This window comes from Nocardioides sp. 1609, assembly GCF_004522105.1.
Lineage (GTDB): Bacteria > Actinomycetota > Actinomycetes > Propionibacteriales > Nocardioidaceae > Nocardioides.
The window spans coordinates 563775-590064 of record NZ_SPUJ01000003.1; the positions used below are offsets into that span (position 1 = coordinate 563775).

25 protein-coding genes are annotated in these 26290 nt (G+C 73.3%); 11 read left to right on the forward strand and 14 right to left on the reverse strand.

Going from position 1 to position 26290, the window contains the following annotated elements:
• Nucleotides 1–24 precede the first annotated feature (24 nt).
• On the forward strand, nucleotides 25–1317 hold the full coding sequence (locus E4623_RS08940) for a pyridine nucleotide-disulfide oxidoreductase (RefSeq protein ID WP_134766151.1): 1293 nt from the start codon (nucleotides 25–27) through the stop codon (nucleotides 1315–1317).
• 3 nt (nucleotides 1318–1320) lie between these two features.
• On the opposite strand, the gene E4623_RS08945 is transcribed toward E4623_RS08940, so the two are convergent.
• The 3 genes from E4623_RS08945 to uvrA form a co-directional block, all read right to left on the reverse strand.
• Nucleotides 1321–1743 (reverse strand): Rieske (2Fe-2S) protein, encoded by a 423-nt coding sequence (locus E4623_RS08945; protein WP_134766152.1) that lies wholly within the window; start codon nucleotides 1741–1743, stop codon nucleotides 1321–1323.
• Nucleotides 1740–2243 (reverse strand): Rieske (2Fe-2S) protein, encoded by a 504-nt coding sequence (locus E4623_RS08950; RefSeq protein ID WP_134766153.1) that lies wholly within the window; start codon nucleotides 2241–2243, stop codon nucleotides 1740–1742. Before E4623_RS08950 ends, E4623_RS08945 begins: the two co-directional genes overlap by 4 nt.
• Before the next feature lie 83 nt (nucleotides 2244–2326).
• The gene (uvrA, locus tag E4623_RS08955) at nucleotides 2327–5353 is read right to left on the reverse strand and encodes an excinuclease ABC subunit UvrA (RefSeq protein ID WP_134766154.1); all 3027 of its coding nucleotides are present in this window, start codon (nucleotides 5351–5353) and stop codon (nucleotides 2327–2329) included.
• Between the two features lie 171 nt (nucleotides 5354–5524).
• Between uvrA and E4623_RS08960 the strand changes: the two genes are divergently transcribed.
• The gene (locus E4623_RS08960; protein ID WP_167736539.1) at nucleotides 5525–6196 is read left to right on the forward strand and encodes a maleylpyruvate isomerase family mycothiol-dependent enzyme; all 672 of its coding nucleotides are present in this window, start codon (nucleotides 5525–5527) and stop codon (nucleotides 6194–6196) included.
• Between the two features lie 2 nt (nucleotides 6197–6198).
• A complete protein-coding gene (locus E4623_RS08965; RefSeq protein WP_134766458.1) occupies nucleotides 6199–6891 on the forward strand; it encodes an MBL fold metallo-hydrolase in 693 nt (230 codons plus the stop codon).
• 3 nt (nucleotides 6892–6894) lie between these two features.
• On the opposite strand, the gene E4623_RS08970 is transcribed toward E4623_RS08965, so the two are convergent.
• The gene (locus E4623_RS08970) at nucleotides 6895–7548 is read right to left on the reverse strand and encodes an SDR family oxidoreductase (RefSeq protein WP_134766156.1); all 654 of its coding nucleotides are present in this window, start codon (nucleotides 7546–7548) and stop codon (nucleotides 6895–6897) included.
• 674 nt (nucleotides 7549–8222) lie between these two features.
• On the opposite strand from E4623_RS08970, the gene E4623_RS08975 reads away from it, so the two are divergent.
• From E4623_RS08975 to E4623_RS08990, 4 genes are all read left to right on the forward strand, one after another.
• Nucleotides 8223–9476, forward strand: coding sequence for a DUF222 domain-containing protein (locus E4623_RS08975; protein WP_134766157.1), 1254 nt, complete (start codon nucleotides 8223–8225; stop codon nucleotides 9474–9476).
• Nucleotides 9477–9765: 289 nt separating this feature from the next.
• Nucleotides 9766–10248, forward strand: a complete 483-nt coding sequence (locus tag E4623_RS08980; RefSeq protein ID WP_134766158.1) for a flavodoxin family protein — start codon at nucleotides 9766–9768, stop codon at nucleotides 10246–10248.
• Between the two features lie 25 nt (nucleotides 10249–10273).
• Nucleotides 10274–11098, forward strand: a complete 825-nt coding sequence (locus E4623_RS08985) for a septum formation family protein (protein WP_134766159.1) — start codon at nucleotides 10274–10276, stop codon at nucleotides 11096–11098.
• Complete coding sequence (locus E4623_RS08990) at nucleotides 11091–11957, forward strand: septum formation family protein (protein ID WP_134766160.1); 867 nt, start codon at nucleotides 11091–11093, stop codon at nucleotides 11955–11957. The genes E4623_RS08985 and E4623_RS08990 overlap by 8 nt, the downstream gene beginning before the upstream one ends.
• A gap of 85 nt (nucleotides 11958–12042) precedes the next feature.
• On the opposite strand, the gene era is transcribed toward E4623_RS08990, so the two are convergent.
• From era to E4623_RS09010, 4 genes are read right to left on the reverse strand one after another with little or no spacing between them, the layout of a single operon-like run.
• A complete protein-coding gene (gene era / locus E4623_RS08995) occupies nucleotides 12043–12993 on the reverse strand; it encodes a GTPase Era (RefSeq protein WP_134766161.1) in 951 nt (316 codons plus the stop codon).
• Between the two features lies 1 nt (nucleotide 12994).
• A complete protein-coding gene (locus E4623_RS09000; protein ID WP_134766162.1) occupies nucleotides 12995–13777 on the reverse strand; it encodes a siderophore-interacting protein in 783 nt (260 codons plus the stop codon).
• A 22-nt stretch (nucleotides 13778–13799) separates the two neighbouring features.
• On the reverse strand, nucleotides 13800–15101 hold the full coding sequence (locus E4623_RS09005) for a cyclopropane-fatty-acyl-phospholipid synthase family protein (RefSeq protein WP_134766163.1): 1302 nt from the start codon (nucleotides 15099–15101) through the stop codon (nucleotides 13800–13802).
• A 4-nt stretch (nucleotides 15102–15105) separates the two neighbouring features.
• Complete coding sequence (locus tag E4623_RS09010) at nucleotides 15106–16491, reverse strand: FAD-binding oxidoreductase (RefSeq protein ID WP_134766164.1); 1386 nt, start codon at nucleotides 16489–16491, stop codon at nucleotides 15106–15108.
• Nucleotides 16492–16685: 194 nt separating this feature from the next.
• Between E4623_RS09010 and E4623_RS09015 the strand changes: the two genes are divergently transcribed.
• Nucleotides 16686–18269 (forward strand): peroxidase family protein, encoded by a 1584-nt coding sequence (locus tag E4623_RS09015; protein ID WP_134766165.1) that lies wholly within the window; start codon nucleotides 16686–16688, stop codon nucleotides 18267–18269.
• A 4-nt stretch (nucleotides 18270–18273) separates the two neighbouring features.
• On the opposite strand, the gene E4623_RS09020 is transcribed toward E4623_RS09015, so the two are convergent.
• The 5 genes from E4623_RS09020 to E4623_RS09040 are packed head-to-tail and all read right to left on the reverse strand — an operon-like array spanning nucleotide 18274 to nucleotide 23217.
• Complete coding sequence (locus E4623_RS09020) at nucleotides 18274–18636, reverse strand: cytidine deaminase (RefSeq protein WP_134766166.1); 363 nt, start codon at nucleotides 18634–18636, stop codon at nucleotides 18274–18276.
• 5 nt (nucleotides 18637–18641) lie between these two features.
• Nucleotides 18642–20363, reverse strand: a complete 1722-nt coding sequence (gene sppA / locus E4623_RS09025) for a signal peptide peptidase SppA (RefSeq protein ID WP_134766167.1) — start codon at nucleotides 20361–20363, stop codon at nucleotides 18642–18644.
• Nucleotides 20364–20408: 45 nt separating this feature from the next.
• Nucleotides 20409–21716: a hemolysin family protein gene (locus tag E4623_RS09030; RefSeq protein WP_134766168.1), complete on the reverse strand. Its 1308-nt coding sequence runs from the start codon at nucleotides 21714–21716 to the stop codon at nucleotides 20409–20411.
• A 30-nt stretch (nucleotides 21717–21746) separates the two neighbouring features.
• Entirely contained in the window at nucleotides 21747–22196 is a 450-nt protein-coding gene (gene ybeY / locus E4623_RS09035; RefSeq protein WP_134766169.1) for an rRNA maturation RNase YbeY, read from the reverse strand.
• 7 nt (nucleotides 22197–22203) lie between these two features.
• Complete coding sequence (locus E4623_RS09040) at nucleotides 22204–23217, reverse strand: PhoH family protein (RefSeq protein WP_134766170.1); 1014 nt, start codon at nucleotides 23215–23217, stop codon at nucleotides 22204–22206.
• Between the two features lie 115 nt (nucleotides 23218–23332).
• Here E4623_RS09040 and E4623_RS09045 point away from each other — a divergent pair, with 115 nt between their 5' ends.
• A complete protein-coding gene (locus tag E4623_RS09045) occupies nucleotides 23333–23599 on the forward strand; it encodes a hypothetical protein (protein WP_134766171.1) in 267 nt (88 codons plus the stop codon).
• 31 nt (nucleotides 23600–23630) lie between these two features.
• Here the strand turns inward: E4623_RS09045 and E4623_RS09050 are convergent, their stop codons facing one another.
• Nucleotides 23631–23987, reverse strand: a complete 357-nt coding sequence (locus E4623_RS09050) for a histidine triad nucleotide-binding protein (protein WP_134766172.1) — start codon at nucleotides 23985–23987, stop codon at nucleotides 23631–23633.
• 82 nt (nucleotides 23988–24069) lie between these two features.
• Here E4623_RS09050 and E4623_RS09055 point away from each other — a divergent pair, with 82 nt between their 5' ends.
• Nucleotides 24070–24588 carry a SigE family RNA polymerase sigma factor gene (locus E4623_RS09055; RefSeq protein WP_134766173.1) on the forward strand — a complete coding sequence of 173 codons (519 nt, stop codon included), beginning with the start codon at nucleotides 24070–24072 and terminating at the stop codon, nucleotides 24586–24588.
• A complete protein-coding gene (locus E4623_RS09060) occupies nucleotides 24585–26282 on the forward strand; it encodes a Gmad2 immunoglobulin-like domain-containing protein (RefSeq protein ID WP_134766174.1) in 1698 nt (565 codons plus the stop codon). The genes E4623_RS09055 and E4623_RS09060 overlap by 4 nt, the downstream gene beginning before the upstream one ends.
• Nucleotides 26283–26290 lie beyond the last annotated feature (8 nt).

The window sequence follows — 26290 nt, forward strand, 5'->3', positions numbered from 1 at the left end:
AGTCCTGCCACTTACTATGGTTTCATGGTTTCCCGTGACCGATACGGCCTGGCCGTGACCACCGCGCCCGCGGCCGCCGCCGAGTACGACCGGGGGCTGGGCGGGGTGCTCAGCCTCCGCACCGGCGCCGCCGAGGCCTTCGCCTCCTCGGTCGTCCTGGACCCGACGTTCGCGCTCGGGCACGCGGCGCTCGCGCTCGTCGGCCACGACCTGTGCATCCAGGTCGACATCGCCGCCCGGATGCGCGACGCCGAGCGCTGGGCGCACCGCGGCACGCCGCGCGAGCAGAGCCACGTCGCCGCCGTCCTGGCGCACCTGCGCGGGGACGGTCGTCCGATCGTCCGGCACCTCGAGCAGTACCCCGTCGACGCGCTGCTGCTCTCGGCCGCCGTCCCGACGATCGCGTTCGCCGGCGTGACCGAGGTCCCCGAGCAGGCCTGGTCGATCGTCGAGGCCGCCGCTCCGGCCTACGGCGACGACTGGTGGTACGCCGGGCTGCTCGCCTTCGTCCGCCAGGAGCAGGGTCGCTTCGACGAGGCCTACGACCTGTCCTGCACGAGCCTGGCCGCGCAGCCCGACGCCGGCCACTCCGCCCACGCCCGGGCCCACGTGCACTACGAGACCGGGGACCACCACGCCGGGCTGGCCTGGATGGACGCCTGGGTCACCGGTGCCGGCGCCCGGATCGAGAGCCTGACCCACTTCTCCTGGCACGCGGCCCTGCACGAGATGTCGCTCGGCGACCTCGACGCCGTGCGCCGCCGCTACGAGTCCCAGCTGCGACCGGAGCACGCCACCGGCTGCCGCTCGCTCGTCGACACCGGCTCCCTGCTGGTGCGGTGGGCCCTGTCCCCCGGCGCGGAGGCCGTGCCCGGGCTCGAGGGCGTCGCGACCTCGGTGGGCCCCGACGTCCTGGTGCGCCCGGCGACGCCGTTCCTCGGCATGCACGCGGCCGTCGCCCTCCTCGCCCTCGGAGACGGCGCCGGCCTGGCGTCGCTGGCCGGGTGGACGGCGTCCCACGCGCACCCGACGCACCGCGAGGTCGTCGCGCCCCTGGCCCGCGCGCTGGCGCTCCTCCACGCCGGGCAGCACTCGGCCGGCGCCACCGCCCTCGCCGCCCTCGAGGGGTCGATCTGGCGGGTCGGCGGGTCGGACGCCCAGCGCGAGCTCGTCGAGGAGGTCCGGATCGCGGCGCTGCTCCGCTCCGGCCGCTGGGACGAGGCCCGGCTGCTGCTCGACCGGCGGCTCGACCGGCGACCGTCGGCGCGCGACGTCGCCTGGCGGACGACGTGCTGTGCGGGGTCCGCCGACGCGTGAACGTCAGACGGCGACGAGCTGGTCGCCGTCGACCTCGACCTCGACCTCGGCCAGGGGCTGCGTGGCGGGGCCCGACGAGGGTGAGCCGTCGGCGATCGAGAAGACGCTGCCGTGCAGCGGGCAGGTGATGCCGGCCTCGCTCACGCCGTCGAGCGCCGAGCCCTGGTGGGTGCAGACGGCGGTGAACGCCTTGAACGTGCCCTCCGTGGGCTGGGTGATGACGAGCTTCTGGTCGGTGAGGATGATCCCGCCGCCGACCGGCACCTCGGACGTCGCCGCGAGCGAGGCACCCGTCTCGGGCGCGGACGACCCCGACCCGCTGCCGCCCTCGTCGTCGCCCCCGCCGCACGCGGCGAGGGCCGCGGCCACGCCCAGGGCACCGAGACCCTGGAAGACGATGCGACGGGAGGCGAGCGGGGCGCTCACGACAGCACCACCTGGTCGCCGTCGACGGTGAAGTCGACGGCGGGCAGCGGGGCGGACGCGGGGCCACCGAGCACGTCGCCGGTCGAGAGGTCGAAGGTGCTGCCGTGACAGGTGCACGAGATCACGTCGGTGACCTCGGTGACCGGGCAGCCCTGGTGGGTGCAGATGCTGCTGAAGACCTTGATGTCACCCTCGGACGGCTGGGTGACGACGATCTTGCTGCCGGCGATGATCACCCCGCCCCCGACCGGCACGTCGGCGGTGCCGACCACGCCCGCGGCCGCCTCGGACGGCGACGTCGACGGGTCGGCGGGCTCGGTCTGGTCGGTCGGTGCCGCCGCGCTGGTCGACGACGGGCTCGAGGACGGCGTGTCGGAGGCTCCCTCGGTGGACGAGGAGCCGCCGCCGTCGTCACCGCACGCGGACAGGACGGGCAGGGCGAGGCCGACGGAGGTGGCGCCCGCGAGGGCGCGACGACGGGTGAAGGCGGGGTTGCTCACGAGGGAGCCTCCTCAAGCAGGGAACGTCCGGTAGTTGAAGACAACACTAACCATCGGGCTGAGAGGAGCATGAGAGCGAGGGATCAGGACCCCGTCGTCCTCGTGGTCCTCCGCGTCGTGGCGGTCTTGCGGGCAGCCGTCTTCGTGGCAGCCGTCTTCTTGGCAACCGCCTTCCTGGCCGGCTTGGCCGCAGCCTTCGTGACGGCCGGTCCCCGTCCGACCGGCGCCGAGGCCGCCGGCTTGCGGCGGGTCGGCTGCTTGGCCTCGCGGCCCACGAGCAACGGCGCCAGGAACTGGCCGGTGTAGCTGTCGGCGTTGGCGGCGACGTCCTCGGGGGTGCCCTCGGCGACGACCATGCCGCCGCGGGACCCGCCCTCGGGGCCCATGTCGACGAGCCAGTCGGCGGTCTTGATGACGTCGAGGTTGTGCTCGATCACCAGCACCGTGTTGCCGGCGTCGACGAGGCGGCCCAGGACGAGGAGCAGCTTGCGGATGTCCTCGAAGTGCAGGCCGGTGGTGGGCTCGTCGAGGACGTAGACGGTGCGGCCCGTGGAGCGCTTCTGCAGCTCGGAGGAGAGCTTGACGCGCTGCGCCTCGCCGCCCGACAGGGTGGTCGCGGGCTGCCCGAGCCGGACGTAGCCGAGGCCGACCTCGACCAGGGTCTTCATGTGCCGCGCGATCGCCGGGACGGCGGCGAAGAACTCCACCGCCTCCTCGATCGGCATGTCGAGCACCTCGGCGATCGTCTTGCCCTTGTAGTGCACCTCGAGCGTCTCGCGGTTGTAGCGGGCGCCGTGGCAGACCTCGCACGGGACGTAGACGTCGGGCAGGAAGTTCATCTCGATCTTGATCGTGCCGTCGCCGGCGCACGCCTCGCAGCGGCCGCCCTTGACGTTGAACGAGAACCGGCCCTGCAGGTAGCCGCGCATCTTCGCCTCGGGGGTCGAGGCGAACAGCTTGCGGACGTGGTCGAAGACCCCGGTGTAGGTGGCCGGGTTGGACCGCGGGGTGCGGCCGATCGGCGACTGGTCGACGTGGATCACCTTGTCGACGTGCTCGAGGCCGGTGATCTTCTGGTGCCGTCCGGGCACGGTGCGGGCGCGGTAGATCGTCTTGGCCAGCGAGGTGTAGAGGATGTCGTTGACCAGGGTCGACTTGCCGGACCCCGACACCCCGGTGACGGCGACGAACATGCCGAGCGGGAACGACACGTCGACGTGCTGGAGGTTGTTCTCGTAGGCGCCGTGGACACGGAGCTCGCGGTCGACGGTGCGCGGACGCCGGATCGCGGGCACCGGGATCTCGCGGCGGCCGGAGAGGTACTGGCCCGTCATCGAGTCGGGGTGGGTGAGCAGGTCGGCGACGGTGCCCGAGTGGACCACCTGCCCGCCGTGCTCGCCGGCACCCGGCCCGATGTCGACGACCCAGTCGGCGACCTTGATGGTGTCCTCGTCGTGCTCGACCACGATGAGGGTGTTGCCGAGGTCCTTGAGCCGCACCAGCGTCTCGATGAGCCGCTGGTTGTCGCGCTGGTGCAGACCGATCGACGGCTCGTCGAGCACGTAGAGGACGCCGACCAGGCCGGCGCCGATCTGCGTGGCGAGCCGGATCCGCTGCGCCTCGCCGCCGGAGAGCGACCCGGACGGCCGGTCGAGGGAGAGGTAGTCGAGGCCGACGTCGAGGAGGAACTGCAGCCGCTCCTGGATCTCCTTGAGCACCCGCTCGCCGATCTGGCGCTCCCGGGCGGACAGGTCGAGGCCGGCGAGGAACTCGCTGGTCTCGTTGATCGGCAGGTGGCAGATCTCGGCGATGTTCCTGCCGCCGAGGGTGACGGCCATCGAGACCGCCTTGAGCCGGCTGCCGCTGCAGGCCGGGCACGGGACCTCGCGCATGTAGCCCTCGAACCGCTCGCGGCTGGTGTCGCTCTCGGCCTCGCGGTGGCGGCGCTCGACGTAGGACCGCACGCCCTCGAACTGGGCGTAGTAGGCGCGCTCGCGGCCGTAGCGGTTGCGGGTGACGACGTGCACCTTGCCCTGGTGGCCGTCGAGGACGGCCTTGCGGCCGGCCGGCGGGAGGTCGGACCACGGGGTGTGCACGTCGAAGCCGACCTGCTGGCCGAGCGCGTCCATCAGCTTGAGGAAGTAGTCGGCGACGTGGGCCTGGCTCCACGGCTGGATCGCACCGTCGGCGAGCGTGGCGGTCGGGTCGGGGACGACGAGCTCGGGGTCGACCTCCATCCGGGTGCCGAGTCCGCTGCAGGTCGGGCAGGCACCGAACGGGGAGTTGAAGGAGAACGAGCGCGGCTCGAGGTCGTCGGTGTCGATCGGGTGGTCGTTGGGGCACGACATCTTCTCGCTGAACTTCAGCTCGCGGTCGGGGTCCTTCGCGTCGCGGTCGACGAAGTCGAAGACCACCAGGCCGCCGGCGAGGTTGAGCGCGGTCTCGACCGAGTCGGTCAGGCGCCGCTTCGACGACTCCTTGACCGCGAGCCGGTCGACGACGACCTCGATCGTGTGCTTCTTCTGCTTGTCGAGCTTGGGCGGCTCGTCGAGCGTGTGGGTCTCGCCGTTGACCCGGGCCCGCGAGAAGCCCTGGGTCTGCAGCTGCTTGAAGAGCTCGACGTACTCGCCCTTGCGGCCGCGGACCACCGGTGCGAGCACCTGGAACCGGGCGCCGTCCTCGAGGCCGAGCACGCGGTCGACGATCTGCTGCGGGGTCTGGCGCTCGATCGGCGCGCCGCAGGTGGGGCAGTGCGGCCGCCCGGCCCGCGCGAACAGCAGCCGCAGGTAGTCGTAGACCTCGGTGATGGTGCCCACCGTGGACCGCGGGTTCTTCGACGTGGACTTCTGGTCGATGGAGACCGCGGGCGAGAGGCCCTCGATGAAGTCGACGTCGGGCTTGTCCATCTGGCCGAGGAACTGGCGCGCGTACGCCGAGAGCGACTCGACGTAGCGCCGCTGGCCCTCGGCGAAGATCGTGTCGAAGGCCAGCGACGACTTCCCCGAGCCGGAGAGACCCGTGAAGACGATGAGCGAGTCGCGCGGGAGGTCGATCGACACGTCCTTGAGGTTGTGCTCGCGCGCGCCTCGGATGATGAGCTGGTCAGCCACTGGGGTCCCTGGGTCGAAGGCTTGGGGGGTCGAGAGATTCGAACAAGTGTTCGTCATCGGTGGTCGATCGGGCAAGTCACCGCGCCGACCGGGCAAGCCTAGGCGGCGGCACCGACAGTCCCTCCCCTCGACGGGGTGACCGTGCGGCTGATGTGGCGCAGGATGGGTCCTGTGACCCACGACGTGCTCGACGTCTCGACCCAACGGCTGGTCCGGACCATCGATTCCCTCGCCGACGAGGCCTACCCGGCGCCGTCGCTCCTCCCCGGCTGGACCCGCGCGCACGTGGTCGCCCACCTCGCCCTGAACGCCGAGGGCCTCGCCGGGGCGCTCCGCGGGGTGGTCGAGGGGCGCCCCGTCCCGATGTACGCGTCGGCCGAGCTCCGCGACGCCGACATCGAGACGCTCGCCGCGGCGTCGCCGTCCGAGCTGCGCGACCGGCTCCTCGGCAGCACGACGGTCCTGGGCGAGGCGCTCCGCCACCTCCCCGCCGACTCCTTCGAGACCGAGATCGAGCGCACGCCGCACGGGCGGGGCTTCGCCGCCGGCGACGTGATGTCGATGCGGTTGCGCGAGGTCGAGATCCACCACGTCGACCTCGACGCCGGCTACACGCGCGCCGACTGGTCCGCGGCCTTCGCCGAGGTGCTGGTCTCCCAGCTCGCGGGCCGCGCGCCCGCGACCCTGGTCGCCACGGACCTCGGCCACACCTGGCAGGCTGACGACGACGCGACGCCCCGGGTGTCCGGCACGGCCGCCGACCTCGGCTGGTGGCTCACCGGGCGCGGCGACGGCGACGGACTGACCACGGACGGCGAGCTGCCGAGGATCGGAGCATGGTGACGATGGACGACCAGGCGGACGGCTACACCGGCGAGGTGACGGTCGGCGGCGACGCCGACGTCCGCGAGCTCGCCCACCTCACCATCACCAAGGTGGCGGTCGACGAGGAGATGAGCAACAACTGCTACCTGCTCCGCTGCCGGGCGACGGGCGAGCAGGTGCTCGTCGACGCGGCCGACTCCGCCGCGACGCTGCTCCCCCTGATCGGCGACGCGGGCCTGACCACCGTTGTGACGACGCACCAGCACTGGGACCACCACCGCGCGCTGGCCGCGGTCGTCGAGGCGACCGGGGCCGAGGTCGTCGCCGGCGTCCCCGACGCCGCCGCGATCACCGAGCAGACCGGCGTCCCCGTGACCCGACCCGTCGAGCAGGGCGACACCGTCACCGTCGGCGCGTGCACGCTGTCGGTGATCGCGATCGCCGGCCACACCCCCGGGTCGGTCGCCCTCGTCTACGACGACACCGCCGACGGCGGGCAGCACCACCTCTTCACCGGCGACACGCTGTTCCCCGGCGGGGTGGGTGGCACGTTCGGCGACGCCGCGGCGTTCCAGCAGCTGATCGGCGACGTCGAGACGAAGGTCTTCGGCACGCTCCCCGACGCGACCTGGTTCTACCCCGGCCACGGCTCCGACTCCACGCTCGGCGCCGAGCGTCCTTCGCTGCCGGAGTGGCGCCAGCGCGGCTACTGACCCTCAGCCGTCGTAGGCGACCTCGGTCCGCCACGCGTCGGCCGGCTGGTCGAGCGCGGCGCGGATCGCGGCGGCCACCCGGTCGGGCGTGAACGCGCCCTCGCGGGACAGCGTGCCCCGCACCGTCACCGACACGGCGCGGATGCCGTCGGCGCGCAGGGTCGCGTCGATGCTGTGGACGAGGTTGCGCACGCCGGCCTTCTGCACGCCGAGGGACGCCGCGCGGTGCCACGGCTCGTCGGCGGCCATGCTCCCGGTGACGGTGATGCGGCTGCCGTCGTGGAGGTGGGGACGCGCCGCCCGGACGACGGTGAGCAGGGCGCCGACGCCGAGGGCGACGTCCTGGAGCAGCTCGGCCGGGGTGAGCTCGAGCGGGTCCTTCTCGCGGAACGCACTCGGGTTGAAGTGCAGGACGTCGACCGGGCCGAGCGCCTCGGCGAGCCCCGTGACGGCGGCGTGGGTCGCGTCGACGTCGGTCAGGTCGGCCAGCCGGCTCTCGACCCGGGCGCCGGCGTCGGCGAGCTGCCCGGCGAGCTCGCGGACGGCGTCCTCGTCGGCGCCGACGAGTCCCACCGGGTGACCCTCACGGGCCAGCAGCCGGGCCAACGAGCCGCTGACGCCGGGGCCGGCCCCAGCGATGATCACGCTTCCGCTCATGGGCCCAGCGTGCGTCTCCAGCAGGTCCGTGGCAACCTCCGGGACCGTGGCCGCGACCGCGGGTCGGCGTCGTCCCGACCGCCGTGGTGACCGCCGCCGCGGCTGGGACCAACCTCTCCTGCACGTGTGGTCGGCCTTTGTGCGACGAGCCGCAGCCTCGTCGAGCGCCCAGCAGCAGCCAGCGGAGCGGTGTCGGGGGCTGGCGGCGGCGCGGACGCCTCCGTCCGCGCGTGAGCCGACCCCGAGACCTTCGACGCGATCCCCCGGTCGCCGCGATCACCGATCACCGCGGTTCGCTGACCCGACACCGGGTCCACGTCCCGGACGACCAGGTCGCCTCCGCGCCGTGCCAGCGGACGCCTACCTCCTCGCCGTGCGTCCAGACCGGCGCCGCCGACATCGGCGCGTCGTCGACCTCGCGAACGCGGTCCGGGGACGAGCTGCACCCACGCCGATCGAGGTTGAGCACCCTGTGGCCGTCCGGGAACCAGCGGGGACGGCGCCGTCGTTGCTGCGGGCGTCGCGGGCCAGACGCCTGCCTCTCCGGGTGACCCGCCCGGGCGGTGGTCTGCCAGCAGCGGAGCAGTCGGGCGGACTTCCGGAGGCTGCAACATCCATCCACAGATTGATCGAACACACTGTCGAATCGTGAACGAGCGGCGTAGAATCATGGCATGGCCGCACCCACCGCCACCCAGGACGCCGACCCGGCACTGGTGGCGGTGCGCGCCAGCGACCACGCAGCCCGCGAGGCCGAGGTCGCCCGGCTGGTCGCGGTCCTCGACTGGGCAGCGGGCCACACCACCGAGGCCGACCCGCACACCGTGACCTTCGGTGAACGCGCCCTCGCCCTGGGTGGTGCAGGGTGCCCCGCGGTCGAGGAGTTCGCCGCTCACGACCTCGCCGCCGCCCTCGGGCTCTCGACGGAGTCGGGGTTGAAGTACCTCGCCCGGGCCCTGGAGCTGCGCCACCGCCTCCCGCGGCTGTGGGCCGCGGTCCTCGCCGGACGGCTGGCGGTGTGGAAGGCCGGCAGGATCGCCGACGCCACCATGCGCCTCCCCCTCGACGGCGCCGGCTACGTCGACCAGCGTCTCGCCCAGGCCGTCCGGTCCATCACCGTCACCCAGCTCGACCGCCTGGTCGAGGAGGCCGTCGCCCGCCACGCACCCCACGAGCTCGCCCGGGTCAAGGACGACCGGCACGTGTGGGTCGACCTCGACCGCCCGAGCATCGAGGGCCACGTCCGCCTCGATGGGCTCCTGTCGGTGCCCGACGCCCTCGACCTCGAGCAGGCGCTGCAGGCCGGGGCCGACACCCTCGCCGACGCCGGGTGCCACCTACCCCTCGACGTCCGCCGCTCGATCGCCCTCGGCGACCTCGCCCGCGGCGACCGACCCCTCGACCTCACCAGCCAGAGCAGCCGCCCGCTTGTGGTGCACCTCCACCACGACAGCCCCGACGTCGCGCGTTGCGGGACCACCCGGACACCCCTCACCGTGGAGACCATCCGGTCCTGGTGCGCCGCCTCCGCGACGGTGGTCGTCAAGCCCGTCATCGACCTCCACGACCACGTCCACGTCGACGCCTACGAAGCCCCCGACCGGCTCCGCGAACAGATCGAGCTGCGCGACCTCACCTGCGTCTTCCCCCACTGCCGCAGAACCGCCACCCGCTGCGACCTCGACCACATCACCCCGCACGCACACGGCGGCACCACCAGCAGCGACAACCTCGCCCCCCTCTGCCGCAGGCACCACCGCGCCAAGACCCACAGCCGCTGGACCTACACCACGACCGAGCCCGGCACCTACCACTGGACCGCACCCTCCGGCCTCACCTACCGACGAGACCACCACGGCACCACCCCACTCGACCCACCACCACAACCACCACCACCAGCCGAGCCAGCCGAGCCAGCCGAACCCTGACCACCCCGCCCCAGACCCCGCCCCGGCGGGGCTCTCGGCACGCCCGGGCCGTCGCGGGGGGATCACCCGCGTTGCTGCGACGCCCTCGCGCACGAACCGCGGTGGGGAGCAACCGTGGGAGGCGTCCCGGCCGCGATGCTGCGGGTCCGTGGCTCGCCCGACCCAGCCCCGACCGGCCACGTCCCAGGACCGGGGCGTGACGACACCGTCGGTCGGCGCCCGTCGTCGGTGCTCGAGCGCCACGACGTGCACCCCCGCGCCCACGTCCCGTCGTGGCTATCGTGCGAGCGTGCCGCGCCTGCTGATCGTCCACCACTCCCCGACGCCGCTCGTGCGGCTGCTGACCGACGCGGTCGTGGCCGGAGCGCACGACGACGCGATCGAGGGCGTCGAGGTCGTCGTCCGGGCGGCCCTGGAGGCCACGGCGGACGACGTGCTGGCCGCCGACGGCTACCTGCTCGGGACGACGGCCAACTTCGGCTACATGTCGGGCGCGCTGAAGCACTTCTTCGACACGATCTTCCTCACCGCCGGCGGGGCGCTGTCGGACGACGGCTCGGGCACACCGGGCGCCGGCGGGAGGAAGCCGTACGGGCTGTGGGTGCACGGGAGGTACGACACGACGGGGGCGGTGCGCAGCGTCGCCTCGATCGTCCAGGCGCTGCCGTGGCGTCGGGCTGCCGACGTCCTGGAGGTGCTCGGGGACGTGGGTGCGCCCGAGCTCGAGCGCGGCTACGAGCTGGGCGGCACGCTGGCCGCGCTGCTCGCGTGAGGGCCCGCAGGTAGCATCGCCCCTCGTGGCGAGGAGCAGACGGACGACGTGGCGCAGCGGCGCGATCGTGGTCGCGGCGACCCTCACGGTCCTCCTGGGCGCCTGCGGTACACCGACCCAGGCCGACCCGGACGCCGACCCCGACCAGGTCGACGCGGTGGAGACGCCCGAGCTCGGAGCCTGCCGGCTGCTGACGCTCGAGGAGATCTCGGCGCCGTCCAACGCCACCCGCACCGTCGACTGCGGCCAGAAGCACACCGCCCAGACCTACGCCGTCGGCGAGCTCCCCGACGAGCTGCGGGAGTCGGCCTACGACGCCCCCGAGGTCGGCGAGTTCGCCTACCGCACCTGCAACACCAAGCTCAGCGCGTTCCTCGGCGCCGACGAGAGCCTCGCGATGCGGACCATCCTCAGCTGGGCCTGGTTCCGCCCCTCGGAGAAGGCGTGGGACGACGGCGCCCGCTGGTACCGCTGCGACGTCGTCGGCGGCGGCGAGCAGAGCGCCACGCTGGTGCCGCTCCCCGAGACCGCCGAGGGCCTGCTCCAGGGGCGCCCGGACGACGCCTGGATGGCGTGCGTGGCCGAGCCCGCCTTCGCCGGGTCGAAGAAGATCCCGTGCGACCAGGACCACCAGTGGCGCGCCGTGACCACCATCAAGCTGGGCGAGGCCACCGACCCGTACCCCGGCGACCGGCTCTCGGAGGTCCAGAGCCGCGACTTCTGCTCGAAGTCCGTGCTGGCCTTCCTCAACTACCCGGTCGAGTACGACTTCGCCTACACGTGGTTCCACGAGAGCGAGTGGAACGCCGGCAACCGCCGCTCGGTCTGCTGGGCCAGGACCAGTGACTGACCGCCGGACGCACCGGACGCGGACCGCCGGCACCCTCGCCGCGGTGCTGGTCGCGGGACTGGGCCTCACCGGGTGCACCTCGGACGACGAGCCCGACGACACCGTGCCGACGTCCACCCCGACGCCGACCCCCACCGCACCCCCGCGAGCCACCGCCGCGCCGATACCGGCCGACGACTCCTGCTACCGCCTGACCTACGAGGAGGCGGTCTCCCCCACCGCCGAGATCGAGCCGGTCGCCTGCCGCGGCAGCCACACGTCGGAGACCTTCGCCGTCGGCCGCATCGACAACGTCGTCGACGGGCACCTGCTCGCCGTCGACTCCCAGCGGGTGCAGGACCAGGTCGCCGCGTCCTGCCCGGCCGCCCTCGGCGACGTCGTCGGCGGCACGGTCGAGGACCTGCGGCTGAGCATGCTGCGGGCGGTGTGGTTCACCCCGAGCCTGGACCAGGCCGAGGCCGGCGCGTCGTGGTACCGGTGCGACGTCGTCGCCCTCGCCGGCCGCGACCGGCTGGCGAGCGTCAGGGGCAGCCTCGCCGGCGTCCTCGACGACGAGGAGGGCCGCGACCGCTACGGCATGTGCGGCACCGCCAGCCCGGCGGCGAAGGGCTTCGAGCGGGTGCCCTGCAGCGCCGAGCACTCGTGGCGCGCCTTCGAGGTCGTCGACCTCGACCCCGGGGACGGCCCCGACGGCTACCCCGGCCGCACCGCGGTCACCGCGGCCGGCGAGGGGCCCTGTGAGGACGCCGCCGCCGGCGTCGCCGAGGACTCCCTCGACTACGAGTGGGCCTTCGAGGGTCCCGACCCGGAGCAGTGGGCCGCCGGCCAGACCTACATCCGCTGCTGGTCGCCCGACTGATCCCGACTGATCCCGGCTGATCCCGGCTGATCCCGGCTGATCCCGGCTGATCCCGGCTGGTCCCGGCGGGCCGCCCGCGGGCGGCTCAGAAACCGAGCTTGCGCAGCTGGCGCGGGTCGCGCTGCCAGTCCTTGGCGATCTTGATGTGCAGGTCGAGGTAGACCGGGGTGCCGAGCAGCGCCTCGATCTGGAGCCGGGCCCGGCGGCCGACGTCCTTGAGGCGGGCGCCCTTGTGGCCGATCATGATCCCCTTCTGGGAGTCGCGCTCGACGTAGAGGTTGGCGTGGATGTCGAGCAGCGGCTTGTCGGCGGGGCGGTCCTCGCGCAGGCCCATCTCCTCGACGACGACGGCGATGGAGTGCGGCAGCTCGTCGCGCACGCCCTCGAGCGCGGCCTCGCGGATCAGCTCGGCCACGATGATCTCCTCGGGGGCGTCGCTGAGGTCGCCGTCGGGGTAGAGCTGCGGGCCCGTGGGCAGCAGGCCGACGAGGAGGTCCTCGAGCAGCTTGACCTGGTGGTTCTCCTTCGCCGAGACCGGGACGATCTCGGCCCACTCGGTGCCCGTCTCGGTGCCGAGGCCGGCGATGTCGAGCAGGTGCTGGCCGAGCTGCTCGGGCGTGGCGAGGTCGGTCTTGGTGGCGATCGCGACCTTGATGGTGCGCTTGACCTTGCCCATCTCGTGGACGATGAAGCGGTCGCCGGGGCCGATCTTCTCGTTGGCGGGGAAGCAGACCGCGACGACGTCGACCTCGGACAGCGTGGTCTTGACCAGGTCGTTGAGCCGCTCGCCGAGCAGGGTGCGCGGACGGTGCAGACCGGGGGTGTCGACCAGGATCAGCTGGGCGTCGTCGCGGTGCACGATGCCGCGGACGACGGTGCGCGTGGTCTGCGGCTTGGAGCTGGTGATCACGACCTTCGAGCCGACCAGCGCGTTCGTGAGCGTCGACTTGCCCGCGTTCGGGCGCCCGACGAACGAGGCGAACCCGCTCTTGTGCTCGGGGGTGTGCTCGGGGGTGTGTCCGGTGTCCTGCGTCATGTCAGCCTCGCGCCTCGTCGTAGTCGGCCCAGATCTCCTCGTCGGACTTGCCCGCCCTCTTGCCGGCCCGGTAGACCGGGCCGGGATCGACGGCGCGGGGCTGGCGCCCGGTGGTCTCGCGCCAGTAGCCCATGACGTCGTACGCCGTGCCGGGGAGTCCCCGCTCACGCATCAGGTGCTTGCGGATCGCGCGCATCTGCGCCGACTCCCCCGCCATCCAGAAGTAGCCGTCACCCTCGGGCCAGACCAGGTCGGTGACGACGTCGGCGAGCCGGCTGACCCCGTCGCCGGGCTGCTCGAGCCAGTCGACCTCGAGGCGTCCGGGCAGGTAGCCGGCGAGCGCCACGACGTCGTCGGGCACCTCGGCCCACGCCCGGGTCGGCACGCCGGTGACCTCCGCGATCCGCGCCATCGCCGGCAGCGCGGTCAGGTCGCCGACCAGCATCAGCCAGGCCGCGTCGGCGGGCATCGCGAACGAGCCCTTCGGCGCGCTGACGACGACGACGTCGCCGACGCAGTCGCCCTTGGCCCACTCGGTGACCAGGCCGACGTCGTGGACGACGACGTCGAGCACCAGCGCGCCGGCGACCGGGTCCCAGGACCGCACGGTGTAGTAGCGGCTCTGGAACTGACCGGGCACCAGCAGCCCGACCCACTCGTCCGGCACGCCGGTGGAGGTGAAGTCGGCCAGTCCCGGTCCGCCGAGCACGAGGCGCACCAGGTGCTCGCTCAGCGGGGTCCGTGAGAGCACCTCCGCCTCGTAGGTCGCTGCCCGGGTGCTCACCAGGAGAGGGTAGTGCGCTCCCTCACCACGTCGGCCGGAGGGCGAAGCCGTCGGCCCCGTCGTCGCCGGTGCGGACGCCGAGCACCTGGTGCAGCTGCACCTCGTTGCGCTCGAAGCCGACGCGGCAGGCGGCCATGTAGAGGCCCCACACGCGGGCGGTGCCGATGCCGACCTCCTCGACGCACGCGTCCCAGCTGTCGACCAGGTTGCGGTTCCAGTCGCGCAGGGTGCGGGCGTAGTGCAGCCGGATGTTCTCCGAGTGCATGACCTCCAGGCCGGCGTCCTGCATCTCGGTGATGATCCGGCCCGAGCCGGTCAGCTCGCCGTCGGGGAAGACGTAGCGGTCGATGAACGCCCCGGTCGTCGCCGGCCGGTTGTCGTGGCGGGTGATGCAGTGGTTGAGCAACCGGCCCTCGGGCCGCAGGTGGTCGCGCAGGAACCCGAAGTACGACGGGTAGTTCCTGACCCCGATGTGCTCGGTCATGCCGATCGAGCTGATCGCGTCGAAGTCGGTCTCGAGCACGTCGCGGTAGTCGAGGTGGCGGACCTCGGCGAGGTCGGCGAGGCCGGCGGCGTCGATGGCCTCCTTGGCCCACGACGCCTGCTGCTGGCTGAGCGTGACCCCGACCGCCTTGACGCCGTACTCCTTCGCGGCGTGCAGCACCATGCCGCCCCACCCGCAGCCGACGTCGAGCAGGCGCTGGCCCGGCTGGAGGTCGAGCTTGCGGGCGACGAGGTCGAACTTCTCGCGCTGCGCCTCCTCGAGGGTGGCCGACTCGTGCGGGTAGACCGCGCAGGTGTAGGCCATCGAGGGTCCGAGCACGTGGCGGTAGAAGGTGTTGGAGATGTCGTAGTGGTGGTGGATCGCCTCGGCGTCGCGGGTGAGCGTGTGCCGCATCCCCTCCATCAGCCGGCGCCAGCGCGGCAGGTGCTCCTGCGGCGGCGGGGGCGGCGGCTTGAGGTTGGAGATCCCCAGGCCGCGGAGGATCGTGACCAGCTCGGACGCCGACGGCGCCCGGAACTTCGTGTGGTCCTTGAGCTTCTGCATCACCTCGTAGGGGTTGCCCGGGTGTCCGCCGTGGACGACGAGGTCACCGGACACGTAGGCCCGCGCGAGCCCGAGGTCACCCGGGGCGGTGACGAGGTACTGGAGGCCGCGCTGGTTGACCAGCTCGAGACGGATCTCGGCGTCGGCGGGCCCGGCGGCGCTGCCGTCGTAGGCCTCGAACCGCAGTGGCATGCCACCGCGGGTCAGGTCGGCGACGACGTCGGCGATCCGGAAGTCGGCCCTGGACGTGGTTCGGGAGTCGGTGCGGTTGCTCATGCGATCACTTCCTGCGGACGGTCTTGTCGTAGAGGTCGGTGAGACGGTGGCCGGGGTCGTAGCGGTCCTTGACCGCCGCGAGGGCCGGTCCGTCGTAGAGGGCGTCGAAGGTGGCGCGGTCGTAGAACGACTCGGAGTAGAGCGACTTGTGGCCGCCGAGGCGGTGCACCTCGGCCTCGATGGCGCGGTTGCGGGGCGCGTCGACGGCGTCCGGCCCGACGTGGACGGTGCCCCAGAAGCCGGCGTTGACGTAGGTCTCCCCCGGTGCCAGCGGGTACGTCGGCCAGGCGCGCCGCGCCACCAGCGGGCACAGCCACACCGGCCGCATGCCGATCTCGTCGTCGAACCAGGCGAGGAACTCCGCGATCCGCTCGACCGGCACCTCGATGTCCTGGACGACGCGCTCGCGCTGCGGACGGCCGGCCCGGCGGTCGAGCCGGTCGGCGACGTCGAAGCGCCGGTCGAGACCGAGCAGCCTCATGTAGACGTCGGAGCGTCGCAGCCGGCGCGGCCACAGACGGCGGATCCGCGGATCCTGCGCACCGAAGGCACCCGAGCACCAGAACCAGTCGGTGTCCCAGCGCCACAGGTAGTCGTACATCGTGAGCAGGTCCGTCTCGCGCTCCTGCAGGGAGCGGAAGTAGACGTCCTGGCCGGTGTAGTCGGACGCGGCTCCCCCGGCCGACGCGTCGGCGGGGTCGTCGGTCCAGCGGGCCAGCGTCAGGTAGAGCTCGCCGGGCGCGAACGCGACGCCGTCGAGGCCGTCGACCCGCTGGCCGGCGTGCTCGTGGGTGGCGGTGATCTCGGCGATCGTCTTGGCCAGCAGGCCGGCGTCGTCGAAGCGCACGTGGCGCAGCGCGACGTAGGCCGGCACCGCCTCGAGCTCGATCCGCAGCCGGGTGGCGTAGCCGAGCGAGCCGTAGGAGTTGGGGAAGGCGTCGAACAGGTCGTCGCCGGGGCGCGTCGTGACGACCGTGCCGGCGCCGGTGAAGACGTCCATCTCGAGCACCGACTCGTGCGGGAGCCCGTTGCGGAAGCTGGTGGACTCGATGCCGAGACCGCTGACCGCGCCACCGAGGGTGATCGTGCGGAGCTGGGGGACGACGAGCGGGATCAGGCCGTGCGGGAGGGTCGCGTCGACGAGGTCCTCGTAGGTGCACATGCCCTGCACCTCGGCCGTGCGGGCGACCGGGTCGACCTCGATCACGCCGTCGAGGCCGGAGACGTCGAGGCCGGGCGCCGAGGTGACGCTGCGGACCCGGAAGAGGTTCGTCGTGCGCTTCGCGAGCCGCACCGGCGACCCGGCCGGGATCGCGGCGTACGACGCCGCCAGCCGGGCGACCGCCTGCTCGTGCTGGGCCCAGGCGTCCGGGACCGTGTGCTTCCCCACCCCTCGAAACTACTCCGCCCGTGTGTCGGGCAGGTTGCGGGCCGGCGGCGCGCCGCGAGATCGGTGCCGGCCATCACACCCCGGGCCGCACGAGCCGGGCCGCACGAGCCCGGCCCGATCGAGCCCGGCCGGACGAGCTCGGGATGACGAGTTCGGGTCATGTGCGCGGGTCCGCCCGTTCCTATCGTCGAGGGATGGGCACCCACCGGCACGGCACCGAGACCTTCTTCATCGACGGCGAGGGTCTGGTCGAGACCGACGTCGGCCGGCGCAGCGCGCAGACCCGCGCGCTCGCCCGGGCCGAGGCGCCGCCGTTCCGGTTCTTCCGGGCCGGCCCGCGCGGGCGCCGGGCCGCCGACTCGCTCAACCGCAAGCTCGCGCTCGCGATGGTCGCCGGGGGTGGCGGCGCGGGCGACGTCCCGGCCGGCTACACCTACCTCGGCCAGTTCATCGACCACGACCTCACCCTCGACCAGACCCTGGTGCGGCTCGGCGAGGACGTCACGCCCGCCGAGCTGGTGCAGGGGCGCTCACCGCGGCTCGACCTCGACTCCCTGTACGGCGCCGGGCCGGCCGACCCGGTGTCGGCGGCGTTCTACGAGGCCGACGGGCTGCACCTGCGCACCGGCGACACGATCGAGATCGGCGCGGACGGCGTCAAGGCCGGCCACGACCTGCCGCGGCGCGGCACCGGGTCGCGGCGCGAGCGGCGCACGGCGCTGGTCCCCGACGTCCGCAACGACGAGAACCTGATCGTCGCCCAGACCCACCTCGCGATGATCCGCTTCCACAACCGCGTCGTCGACACCCTCGGCGCGGGCGTCGCGCCGGCCGCGAGGTTCCGGCGGGCCCGCAAGCGGGTCACGCTGCACTACCAGTGGATGATCCGGCACGACTACCTGCCGCGCCTCCTCGACCCGGCCGTCGTCGACGACGTCTTCACCCACGGTCGCGCGGTCGTCGAGCCGGACGCAGCCCCGACCGACGTGCCGCGGATGCCCGTGGAGTTCTCGGTGGCGGCGTTCCGGCTCGGCCACAGCATGGTGCGGGCGTCGTACAACTGGAACCGGCGCTTCGCGGGGCCGAACGGCTTCCTCGACTACATGTTCCAGTTCTCCGCGACCGGCGGCGACCTCGGCGGCGAGGACCGGCTGCTGAGCAACTGGATCGCCGACTGGCGCCGGATGTACGACTTCCCGGCCGGCGGCCACCCCGAGCTCGCGGCGCCGAACGACAACGTCTCGCGGGCGATGCGGCTCGACACCCTGCTGACCGACCCGCTCAAGAACCTGCCGCCCGGGACCTTCGGCGGGCCGGCCGGGACGCCGTTCGACGACGTCTCCCGCAACCTCGCCTTCCGCAACCTGACGCGCTCCTCGATGCTCCGGCTCGCCAGCGGTCAGCAGATGGTCGAGCACCTCGCCGCGCGCGGGGTGGTCGTGCCGGCCCTGACCCGCGGGCAGGTGCTCGACGGCGCCGGCGGCGCGTCGCTGGCGGCCCTGACGGCCGCCGAGAAGGACGCCGTCGCGGCCCGGACGCCGCTGTGGTTCTACGTGCTGCGCGAGGCCGAGGTCAACGGCGGCCGGATGACCGGGGTGGGCGCGCGCCTGGTGGCCGAGACGATGCACCGCGCGATGGAGGGCAGCCGGAGCTCGATCGTGCGCGACCCGTCGTTCCGCCCGACGCTGGGGCGCGGTGACCTGTTCGAGATGACCGACCTGCTCCACGTCGCGTTCCGCGGCCGCGCCAGCGGGATCAACCCGCTGGGCGGGCCGTAGCCGGCTAGGTCGCGTCCGCGCGGGGCCGGATCGCGCCCCGCGCGTCACCGAGGTGGACGACGACGTCGGGGCCGGCGTACTCGTCGAGGACGGCGCGGTCGGGCGAGGTGAGCTCGGTGGCGTCCCCGAGGACGACCACGGCGGCCAGGCCGCGCGAACCGGCGGCCACCGCCATCGCCACGCAGGCCTGCACGGCGCTGAGGTGGAGGGCGTCGAGCTCGACCGTGGCGGCGGCGTAGGTGCGACCGTCGAGGTCGCGCACGGCGGCGCCCTCGGCCGCCTGGGTGCGGGCCCGGGTCGCCCGCGCCAGGGTGACGAGCTTGGTGTCCTCGGCGCTGAGGGCGGTCGGCGTGGGCTCCTGCGACATGGGCCTCAGCCTAGGAGACGCAGGCCGGGCGGCATCGAGAGCACCCCGTGGGTGAGCGGCAGGCCGACCACCTCGGAGAGCCGCGCGAGCATCGCCTCCGGTCCGCCGAGGGTGACGGTCGCGGCCGTGGTGAGCGACGCCGCGGCCGGCGACTCGCTCGACTCCGCCACCCGCAGCTGGCGCAGGAAGTCGAGCGGGGACGGCGTGCGCAGGGCGACGTCGTCGACGTCGAGGCCGGCGAGGGCACAGACCCGCTCGAGCGCGAGCCGGGTGCCGCCGAGGTGGTCGACGAGACCGCGGTCGGTGGCGTCGCCGCCGGTCCAGACCCGGCCGCGGGCGAGCGGCTCGAGGACGTCGAGGGCCAGCCCGCGGTCGGCCGCGGCCTTGGCGGTGAAGTCGGCGTACACGTCGTCGAGCCAGGCGTCGAGCACCGCGCGCTCCTCGTCGGTGAAGGGCCGGCTCACCGCCATCATCGCCGCCCGCGGACCGGCGCTGACCGACTCGTGCACGATGCCGGCGCGGTCGAGCAACCGCTCCACGACCATCTTGCCGGCGAGGACGCCGATCGAGCCGGTGAGGGTGGTCGGCTGGGCGACGACCTCGTCGGCGCCCATCGCGACGAAGTAGCCCCCGGACGCGGCCACCGTGCCCATCGCGGCGACGACCGGGCGGCCGGACTCGCGCAGCCGGAGCACCTCGCGGCGGATCGCGTCGCTGGCGACGTACGAGCCGCCCGGGCTGTCGACGCGCAGGACCACGCCCCGGACGTCGTCGTCACGACCGACCTCGCGCAGCCGGGCGCCGATCCGCTCGGCACCGGCCTGCCGCGCCGTCCCCGGGCCGAGGACGATCGGGCCGGTCACGTCGACGACGGCGACGCCCGGCCGGTGCCGCTGGGTCAGCGCGCGGAGCGCACCACCCGCGCCGCCCGGGCCGTCACCGGCGTACCGGTGCACGAAGCGCGGCTCCCAGGCCGGCGTCCACGTCTCCCGGGCCCACGCGTAGACCTCGTCGGCGTAGCCGAGCCGGTCGACGAGACCGGCGTCCAGCGCAGCGGTGGCGCTCAGCGGCGCGGCCGCCATCGCGGCGCGCACCTGGTGCTCGGTGAGCGAGCGCCGCGCCGCCACCCGCGCGACGGTGTCGTCGACGACGGCGTCCGCGAGCCGCTGGGTCATCTCGCGGTTGGCCTCGCTCACCTCGCGCCCGGCGAGCTGCTCGGCGGCCGACTTGTACTCGTGGCGCTGCTCGAGCTCGGGGTCGATGCCGAGCTTCTCCAGCCCGCCGCGGAGCAGGGTGATCCCCGCGCTCACCCCGACGAGCCCGACCGCGCCCGACGGCTGGAGCCAGACCTCGCGCGCGTGGACGGCGACGCGGTAGGCCGCCAGCCCGCTGGTCAGCTCGCCGAACGTCTCGGTCCACGCCACCGACGGCTTGTCCTGCGAGAAGTCCGCGACCAGTGCGCCGACCTCGTCGGCCTGCGCGAGGGTGAGCGGGCAGGTGCCGACGTGCACGAGCAGGCCGAGGACGTCGTCGTCCGCCGCGGCGCGGCGCAGCCCGTCGCCGAGCGCCCGCAACGTCGGCGCCTGGCGCAGGCGGAGCGCCTGGAGGGGGCTGCCCGGCGGCCCGACCTGGACGCCGTGGGACAGGTCGAGCTCGAGCACGGTCCGCGGGTGGTCGCCCCCGCGGCCGGGGAGCCGGTCGATCAGGGGCAGGGCGCGCAGGTTCATGCGACCGACCCTAGGCGGCCTCTCCCAGGGCGCCCGCGCGACGAGTCAGTCGTCGGCCGGCTCGTCGCCGGCCGGCTCCGGCACCGGGACGACGGCCGGGCGGATCCGCACGGTGCCGACCTTGTTGCGGCGGCCGGCGACGTCCTCGGCCTCGAACCGCAGGCCGTGCGCCTCCACGACGGAGCCGGCGATCGGCACCCGGCCGAGGTGCTTGGCCATCAGGCCACCGACGCTGTCGACGTCCTCCTCCTCGACGTCGAAGCCGAAGAGGTCGTCGAGGTCGTCGACGGGGTAGCGCGAGGAGACGCGGTAGCCGCCGTCGAGCCCGTCGACCTCGTCGAGCTGCTCGACCTCGACCTCGTCCTCGTCGAACTCGTCGGTGATCTCGCCGACGATCTCCTCGAGCAGGTCCTCGATGGTGATCAGGCCGGCGGTCCCGCCGTACTCGTCGACGACGACGGCGATGTGCTGGCGGTCGGCCTGCATCTGGCGCAGCAGGTCGTCGACCGGCTTGGACTCCGGCACCCACAGGACCGGCCGCATGGCCTCCTCGACGTGCTGGGTGAGCTCGATGTCGGGGTCCTCGAAGTCGCGGCGGACGACGTCCTTGAGGTAGGCGAACCCGCGGATGTCGTCGAGGTTCTCGCCCACGACGGGCAGCCGCGAGAAGCCGCTGCGCAGGAACAGCGACATGGTCTGGCGCAGGTTCTTGTAGTGCTCGATGTAGACGACGTCGTTGCGCGGCACCATCACCTCGCGCACGGTGGTGTCGCCGAGCTCGAAGACCGAGTGGATCATCCGCCGCTCGCCCTCCTCGATCAGCGCCGACGCCTCGGCGATGTCGACCATCTCGCGCAGCTCGGTCTCGCTGGAGAACGGACCCTCGCGGAACCCCCGCCCGGGGGTGATCGCGTTGCCGAGCAGGATGAGCAGCCGCGGCAGCGGGCCGAGGACGGTGGTGAAGGCCGACAACGTGCCGGCCGAGAGCAGCGCGACCGTCTCGGAGTGCTGGCGCCCGAGGGTGCGCGGCCCGACGCCGATGACGACGAACGAGACGACGAGCATGACACCGATCGCGACGAGCACGCTGATCCACCACTCGCCGTCGAGGACCTCGTCGAGGTCGAGGGTGACGAGCACGATCGCGGAGATCTCGCAGAGCAGCCGCAGCAGCAGCGCGGTGTTCAGGTGGCGCGGCGCGTCCTCGAGCAGCCGGACCAGCTGCTTGGCGCCGGCCCGCTCCTCGGTGACGAGCTCGGCGGCGCGGGCCTTCGAGAACGACCCCAGGGCGGCGTCGACGGCGGTGAACACGCCGGCCAGGACGACGAGGACCGCGGCCAGGACCCAGGTCATCGGCGGGTCACCGGCGGAACGGGAGGCGGGTCACGGGGTGCGCCACTCCCCCAGGATCTCGTCCTGGAGGGCGAACATCACCCGGTGCTCCTCGGGCTCGGCGTGGTCGTAGCCGAGCAGGTGCAGGATGCCGTGGGTCGTGAGCAGCTCGATCTCCGCCAGGGTGCCGTGCCCGGCCGTCTCGCCCTGCCGGACGGCGACCGCGGGGCACAGCATGATGTCGCCGAGGACACCCTCCTCGGGCTCCTCGTCGACCAGTCCCGGGCGCAGCTCGTCCATCGGGAAGGCGAGCACGTCGGTCGGGCCCTCCTTCTCCATCCACTGCTCGTTGAGCTGGGCGATGGTGTCCTCGTCGACGGCCTTGATGCACAGCTCGGCGAGCGGGTGCACGCGCATCCGGTCCATCACGAACCTGCTCAGCCGGGCCAGGTGCTGCACGTCGACGTCGAGCCCCGACTCGTCGATCACCTCGATCGTCACGAGCCGCTCACCTGGTCTGCTCCTTCGCGTTCTGGAGGCCCCCGCGGGCGTCGAACTCGTCGTAGGCCGCGACGATGCGGCCCACCAGCCGGTGCCGGACGACGTCGTGGCTGGTCAGGCGCTGGAAGGAGATGTCGTCGACGTCGTCGAGGATCCCCTGGATGACCCGCAGGCCGGACTTCGTGCTGCCCGGCAGGTCGACCTGGGTGACGTCGCCCGTGACGACGATCTTCGATCCGAACCCGAGCCGGGTCAGGAACATCTTCATCTGCTCGGGCGTCGTGTTCTGCGCCTCGTCGAGGATGATGAAGCTGTCGTTGAGGGTGCGCCCACGCATGTAGGCCAGCGGCGCGACCTCGATGGTGCCCGCCGCGAGCAGCTTCGGGATCGTGTCGGGGTCGATCATGTCGTGCAGCGCGTCGTACAGCGGGCGCAGGTAGGGGTCGATCTTCTCGCTGAGCGTGCCGGGCAGGTAGCCGAGGCTCTCCCCCGCCTCGACGGCCGGGCGGGTCAGGATGATCCGGTTGGCCTGCTTGCTCTGCAGGGCCTGCACCGCCTTCGCCATGGCGAGGTAGGTCTTGCCGGTGCCGGCCGGGCCGATGCCGAACGTGATCGTGTGCTTGTCGATCGAGTCGACGTAGCGCTTCTGGTTGAGCGTCTTGGGCCGGATCGAGCGGCCGCGGTTGCTCAGGATGTTGAGCGACAGGACGTCGGCGGGGCGCTCGGTGGTCTCGGTGCGGAGCATCGTGATCACCCGCTCCACGGTCTCGGACGTGATGCCCTGGCCGGTGCGGATGATGGTGACGAGCTCGTCGAGCAGCCGCTCGGCCAGAGCGACCTCGCCCGGCTCGCCGTGCAGGGTGATCCGGTTGCCGCGGACGTGGATCTCGGCCTGGAAACCGCCCTCGATGATGCCGAGGTGCTCGTCGCCCGGACCGAGCAGGGTGACCATGTCGATGCTGTTGGGGACCACGACGGTGTGGCGGGTCTGGAGGTCACCGGTGCTGTGGGAGTCGGTCATGGGTGCCCGGGCGGGCGGCCTTTCGGGTCGGGAGGTCGTGGGAGATCCATGGTACGCCGCGGGTCGTGGGCCCTTCCACCGCGTAACCCGCGGCCCGGGGTCGTACCGTGTGCGCATGCAGCGCGACGAGTTCGACGAGGACCTCGCGCCCGACGACGCCGGCGAGCCCGCGCCGCCGTACTGGTTCCCCGGCGGGATGCTGCCCGAGGACGCCCGCAAGATGGGGTTGACCCACCACGTGCCCGACGGCGCGCTCCTCGACTTCGCCGGCAGCCTCGACGGCACCAAGCCGCTGCACCGCATCACCGCCTGGGTGCTGCTGGTGGTCTTCGGGATGCCGGTCCTGTTCGCGGTGCTCCGGATCGTCTTCGCCGTCCTCTGAGCCCCGGCCCGCCGAGGCCCGGCGCCCGCCGTCAGCCGGGCGGCCAGTCGAACGAGCGGCCGGCGAGCAGGTGCAGGTGGGCGTGGAAGACCGTCTGGCCGGCACCGGAGCCCGTGTTGAACACGAGCCGGTAGTCGTCGTGGCCCTCCGCGCCGGCGACCGCCGCCGCCGTCCGCACCAGCTCGGCCGAGGCCTCCGGGTCGGCAGCGGCGAGGGCGGCGGCGTTCTCGTGGTGGTCGCGGGGGACGACGAGCACGTGGCTCGGCGCCTGCGGGTTCAGGTCACGGAACGCGACCGTGCGCTCGGTGCTGTGCACGACCTCGGCCGGGATGTCACCGGCGACGATCTTGCAGAACAGGCAGTCACCGACGGGGGCCACGGAGGTCATGGGCACCCACGGTAAACCCCGGGGCCCCGGTGCGCGTCGCACTACCGTGATCACCCATGTCGGCACCGAGGACGAGGCAGCCATGAGCGGGTCCCGTGACTGGGACGCCGACCAGGCCGTCGAGTCCCTCTACGCCGCCCACTGGCGCCAGCTGGTCCGGCTCTCGGTCCTGCTCGTGCGCGACGTCGGGACCGCCGAGGAGGTCGTCCAGGACGCGTTCGTCGCGATGCACGGTCACTGGCGACGTCTGCGCGACCCCGACAAGGCGCTGTCCTACCTGCGCCAGGCGGTGGTCAACCGCTCCCGCTCGGTGCTGCGCCACCGCGGCGTCGTCGACCGGCACGCCGCTCGCGAGCGGCTGCCCGACCCGGCGCCCCCGGCGGACGAGCCGGCCCTCGCCCACGCCCGCCGCGAGGTCGTGCTCGACGCGCTGCGCGCGCTGCCCGGACGCCAGCGCGAGGTGCTCGCGCTGCGCTACTACCTCGACCTCAGCGAGGCCGACATCGCCGGTGCCCTCGGCATCAGCCGCGGTGCGGTCAAGTCCCACGCCTCCCGCGGAGCCGCTGCGCTCCGCGTCCTCCTGGACGGAGCAGACCTGTGACCACCCCCGACCCCTGGCAGCGCCGCCACGACGACCGCCACGACGACCGCCACGACGACCGGCGCGACGACGACCTGCGCGCGCTGGTGGGCGACGCCGTCGCCGACGTGGAGCCCACCGACCGGCTCGCGGCCATCCGGGCCCGGACGACGCCACCGCCCCGCAGGGGCTGGTGGGCGGCCGGCGGCTCCGCGCTGCTCGCGGCTGCCGTCGTCGTGGCCGTCGCGGTCGTCGTCGACCGCGGCGGCGACGACCCCGACGTGGCCGCCCCGACGACCGCCCCCACCACCACGTCGCCGCCGACGGGCCAGGTCCCTCCGCCCGACACCGCGCCGTCCGGTGCCACCCAGGCCGTCGGCCTCTACTTCCTGGGCGACACGCCCGAAGGGACCCGCCTGTTCCGCGAGTTCCAGCAGGTGCCCAGGTTCGACCGCAGCCGTGACGTGCTGGAGGCGGTCGAGGCCCTGGCGGATCCCGACGACCCCGACTACCGGACCTCGTGGCCGGCCGGCTCGGTGACCGGTGCCCGGGTCGTCGAGGGGGAGGTGCGGGTGCAGCTCGCCCCGGACGCGCCGGACGACGAGCTGGCCCTGCAGCAGCTGCGGGCGACGGTCGCGGCGGCCTCCGAGCTGCAGTCGATCACGTTCTCCCGCGGGGCCGAGGCCTTCACCGTCGAGGCCGACCCCGGTGCCCTGGCCCTCGTGAGCATCAGCGACCCCCGCGAGGGGCGCACCGTGTCCGGCAGCTTCACCGCCCGGGGGGTCGCCAACTCCTTCGAGGCGACCGTGCCCTGGCAGGTCGTCGACGCCGACGGCACCGTGGTGAAGGAGTCCTCGGCGACGGCCGAGGGCGCCTACGACCGGCTCTACCCGTGGGAGACCGAGATCGACGTCTCCGACCTCGAGCCCGGCACCTACACCTTCATCGCCCGGACCGACGACCCCACCGGCGGCGAGGGTGGCGGGCCGACCGAGGACACCCGCACGATCGTCGTCGCGGCCGAGGGGGCCGGGGACACCGGGTCTTCCGGGGCCTCCGCCTACTTCGTCGGGCCCGGCCCCGACGGACCGGACGCGCCGGCCGAGGTGCTCTACCGGTCGACGTCGTCCGGTAGCGACGCCCTGGGCGCGCTGATGGCCGGTCCCGCCGACCCGGACTACGAGACCCGGTGGCCGGAGGGCTCGCTGGTGTCCTACGAGGTCGGCGACGACGTCGTCCGCGTGGTCGTCGACGGCGGCCCCGCCGACGACCCGGTCGCCGTCCAGCAGCTCGTCCTGACGCTCCAGGCCACCGAGGACACCGACCTGCCCGTGGAGCTCGTGGACGCCGGCGGCGACGTGGTCGTGGCGCCGACGGCCGCCGAGGACGAGCTGACGGTCCAGTCGCACGTGCAGATCCACGCGCCCGCCGAGGGCACCGTCGTCAGCGGCGCGTTCACGGCGTCCGGGGTCGGGAGCTCGTGGGAGGGGTCGATCTTCTGCCAGCTCCTCGACGCCGACGGCGACGCGGCCCGGGAGCGGGCGACCGTCAACGGCGGCCTGCTCGACGACGCGCTGGAGCCGTGGGAGACGCGGGTGGCCCTCGCCCGGGTCGAGCCCGGCGACTACACGCTCCGGTGCCAGACCGACGACCCCACCGCAGGCACCGAGGGCAGGGGCACCGACGTCGACACGCGCACGCTCACCGTCGGATGAACCACCGA

Coding starts and splice junctions, on each gene's coding strand:
- era (WP_134766161.1), bottom strand. CDS start 12,993: ATGACGCAGGACACCGGACACACCCCCGAGCACACCCCCGAGCACAAG.
- E4623_RS09020 (WP_134766166.1), bottom strand. CDS start 18,636: ATGTCGCAGGAGCCCACGCCGACCGCCCTCAGCGCCGAGGACACCAAG.
- E4623_RS09005 (WP_134766163.1), bottom strand. CDS start 15,101: ATGAGCAACCGCACCGACTCCCGAACCACGTCCAGGGCCGACTTCCGG.
- E4623_RS09030 (WP_134766168.1), bottom strand. CDS start 21,716: ATGACCTGGGTCCTGGCCGCGGTCCTCGTCGTCCTGGCCGGCGTGTTC.
- E4623_RS09050 (WP_134766172.1), bottom strand. CDS start 23,987: ATGACCTCCGTGGCCCCCGTCGGTGACTGCCTGTTCTGCAAGATCGTC.
- E4623_RS09040 (WP_134766170.1), bottom strand. CDS start 23,217: ATGACCGACTCCCACAGCACCGGTGACCTCCAGACCCGCCACACCGTC.
- E4623_RS09045 (WP_134766171.1), top strand. CDS start 23,333: ATGCAGCGCGACGAGTTCGACGAGGACCTCGCGCCCGACGACGCCGGC.
- E4623_RS08965 (WP_134766458.1), top strand. CDS start 6,199: ATGGACGACCAGGCGGACGGCTACACCGGCGAGGTGACGGTCGGCGGC.
- E4623_RS08970 (WP_134766156.1), bottom strand. CDS start 7,548: ATGAGCGGAAGCGTGATCATCGCTGGGGCCGGCCCCGGCGTCAGCGGC.
- E4623_RS08975 (WP_134766157.1), top strand. CDS start 8,223: ATGGCCGCACCCACCGCCACCCAGGACGCCGACCCGGCACTGGTGGCG.
- E4623_RS08940 (WP_134766151.1), top strand. CDS start 25: ATGGTTTCCCGTGACCGATACGGCCTGGCCGTGACCACCGCGCCCGCG.
- E4623_RS09015 (WP_134766165.1), top strand. CDS start 16,686: ATGGGCACCCACCGGCACGGCACCGAGACCTTCTTCATCGACGGCGAG.
- E4623_RS09055 (WP_134766173.1), top strand. CDS start 24,070: ATGAGCGGGTCCCGTGACTGGGACGCCGACCAGGCCGTCGAGTCCCTC.
- sppA (WP_134766167.1), bottom strand. CDS start 20,363: ATGAACCTGCGCGCCCTGCCCCTGATCGACCGGCTCCCCGGCCGCGGG.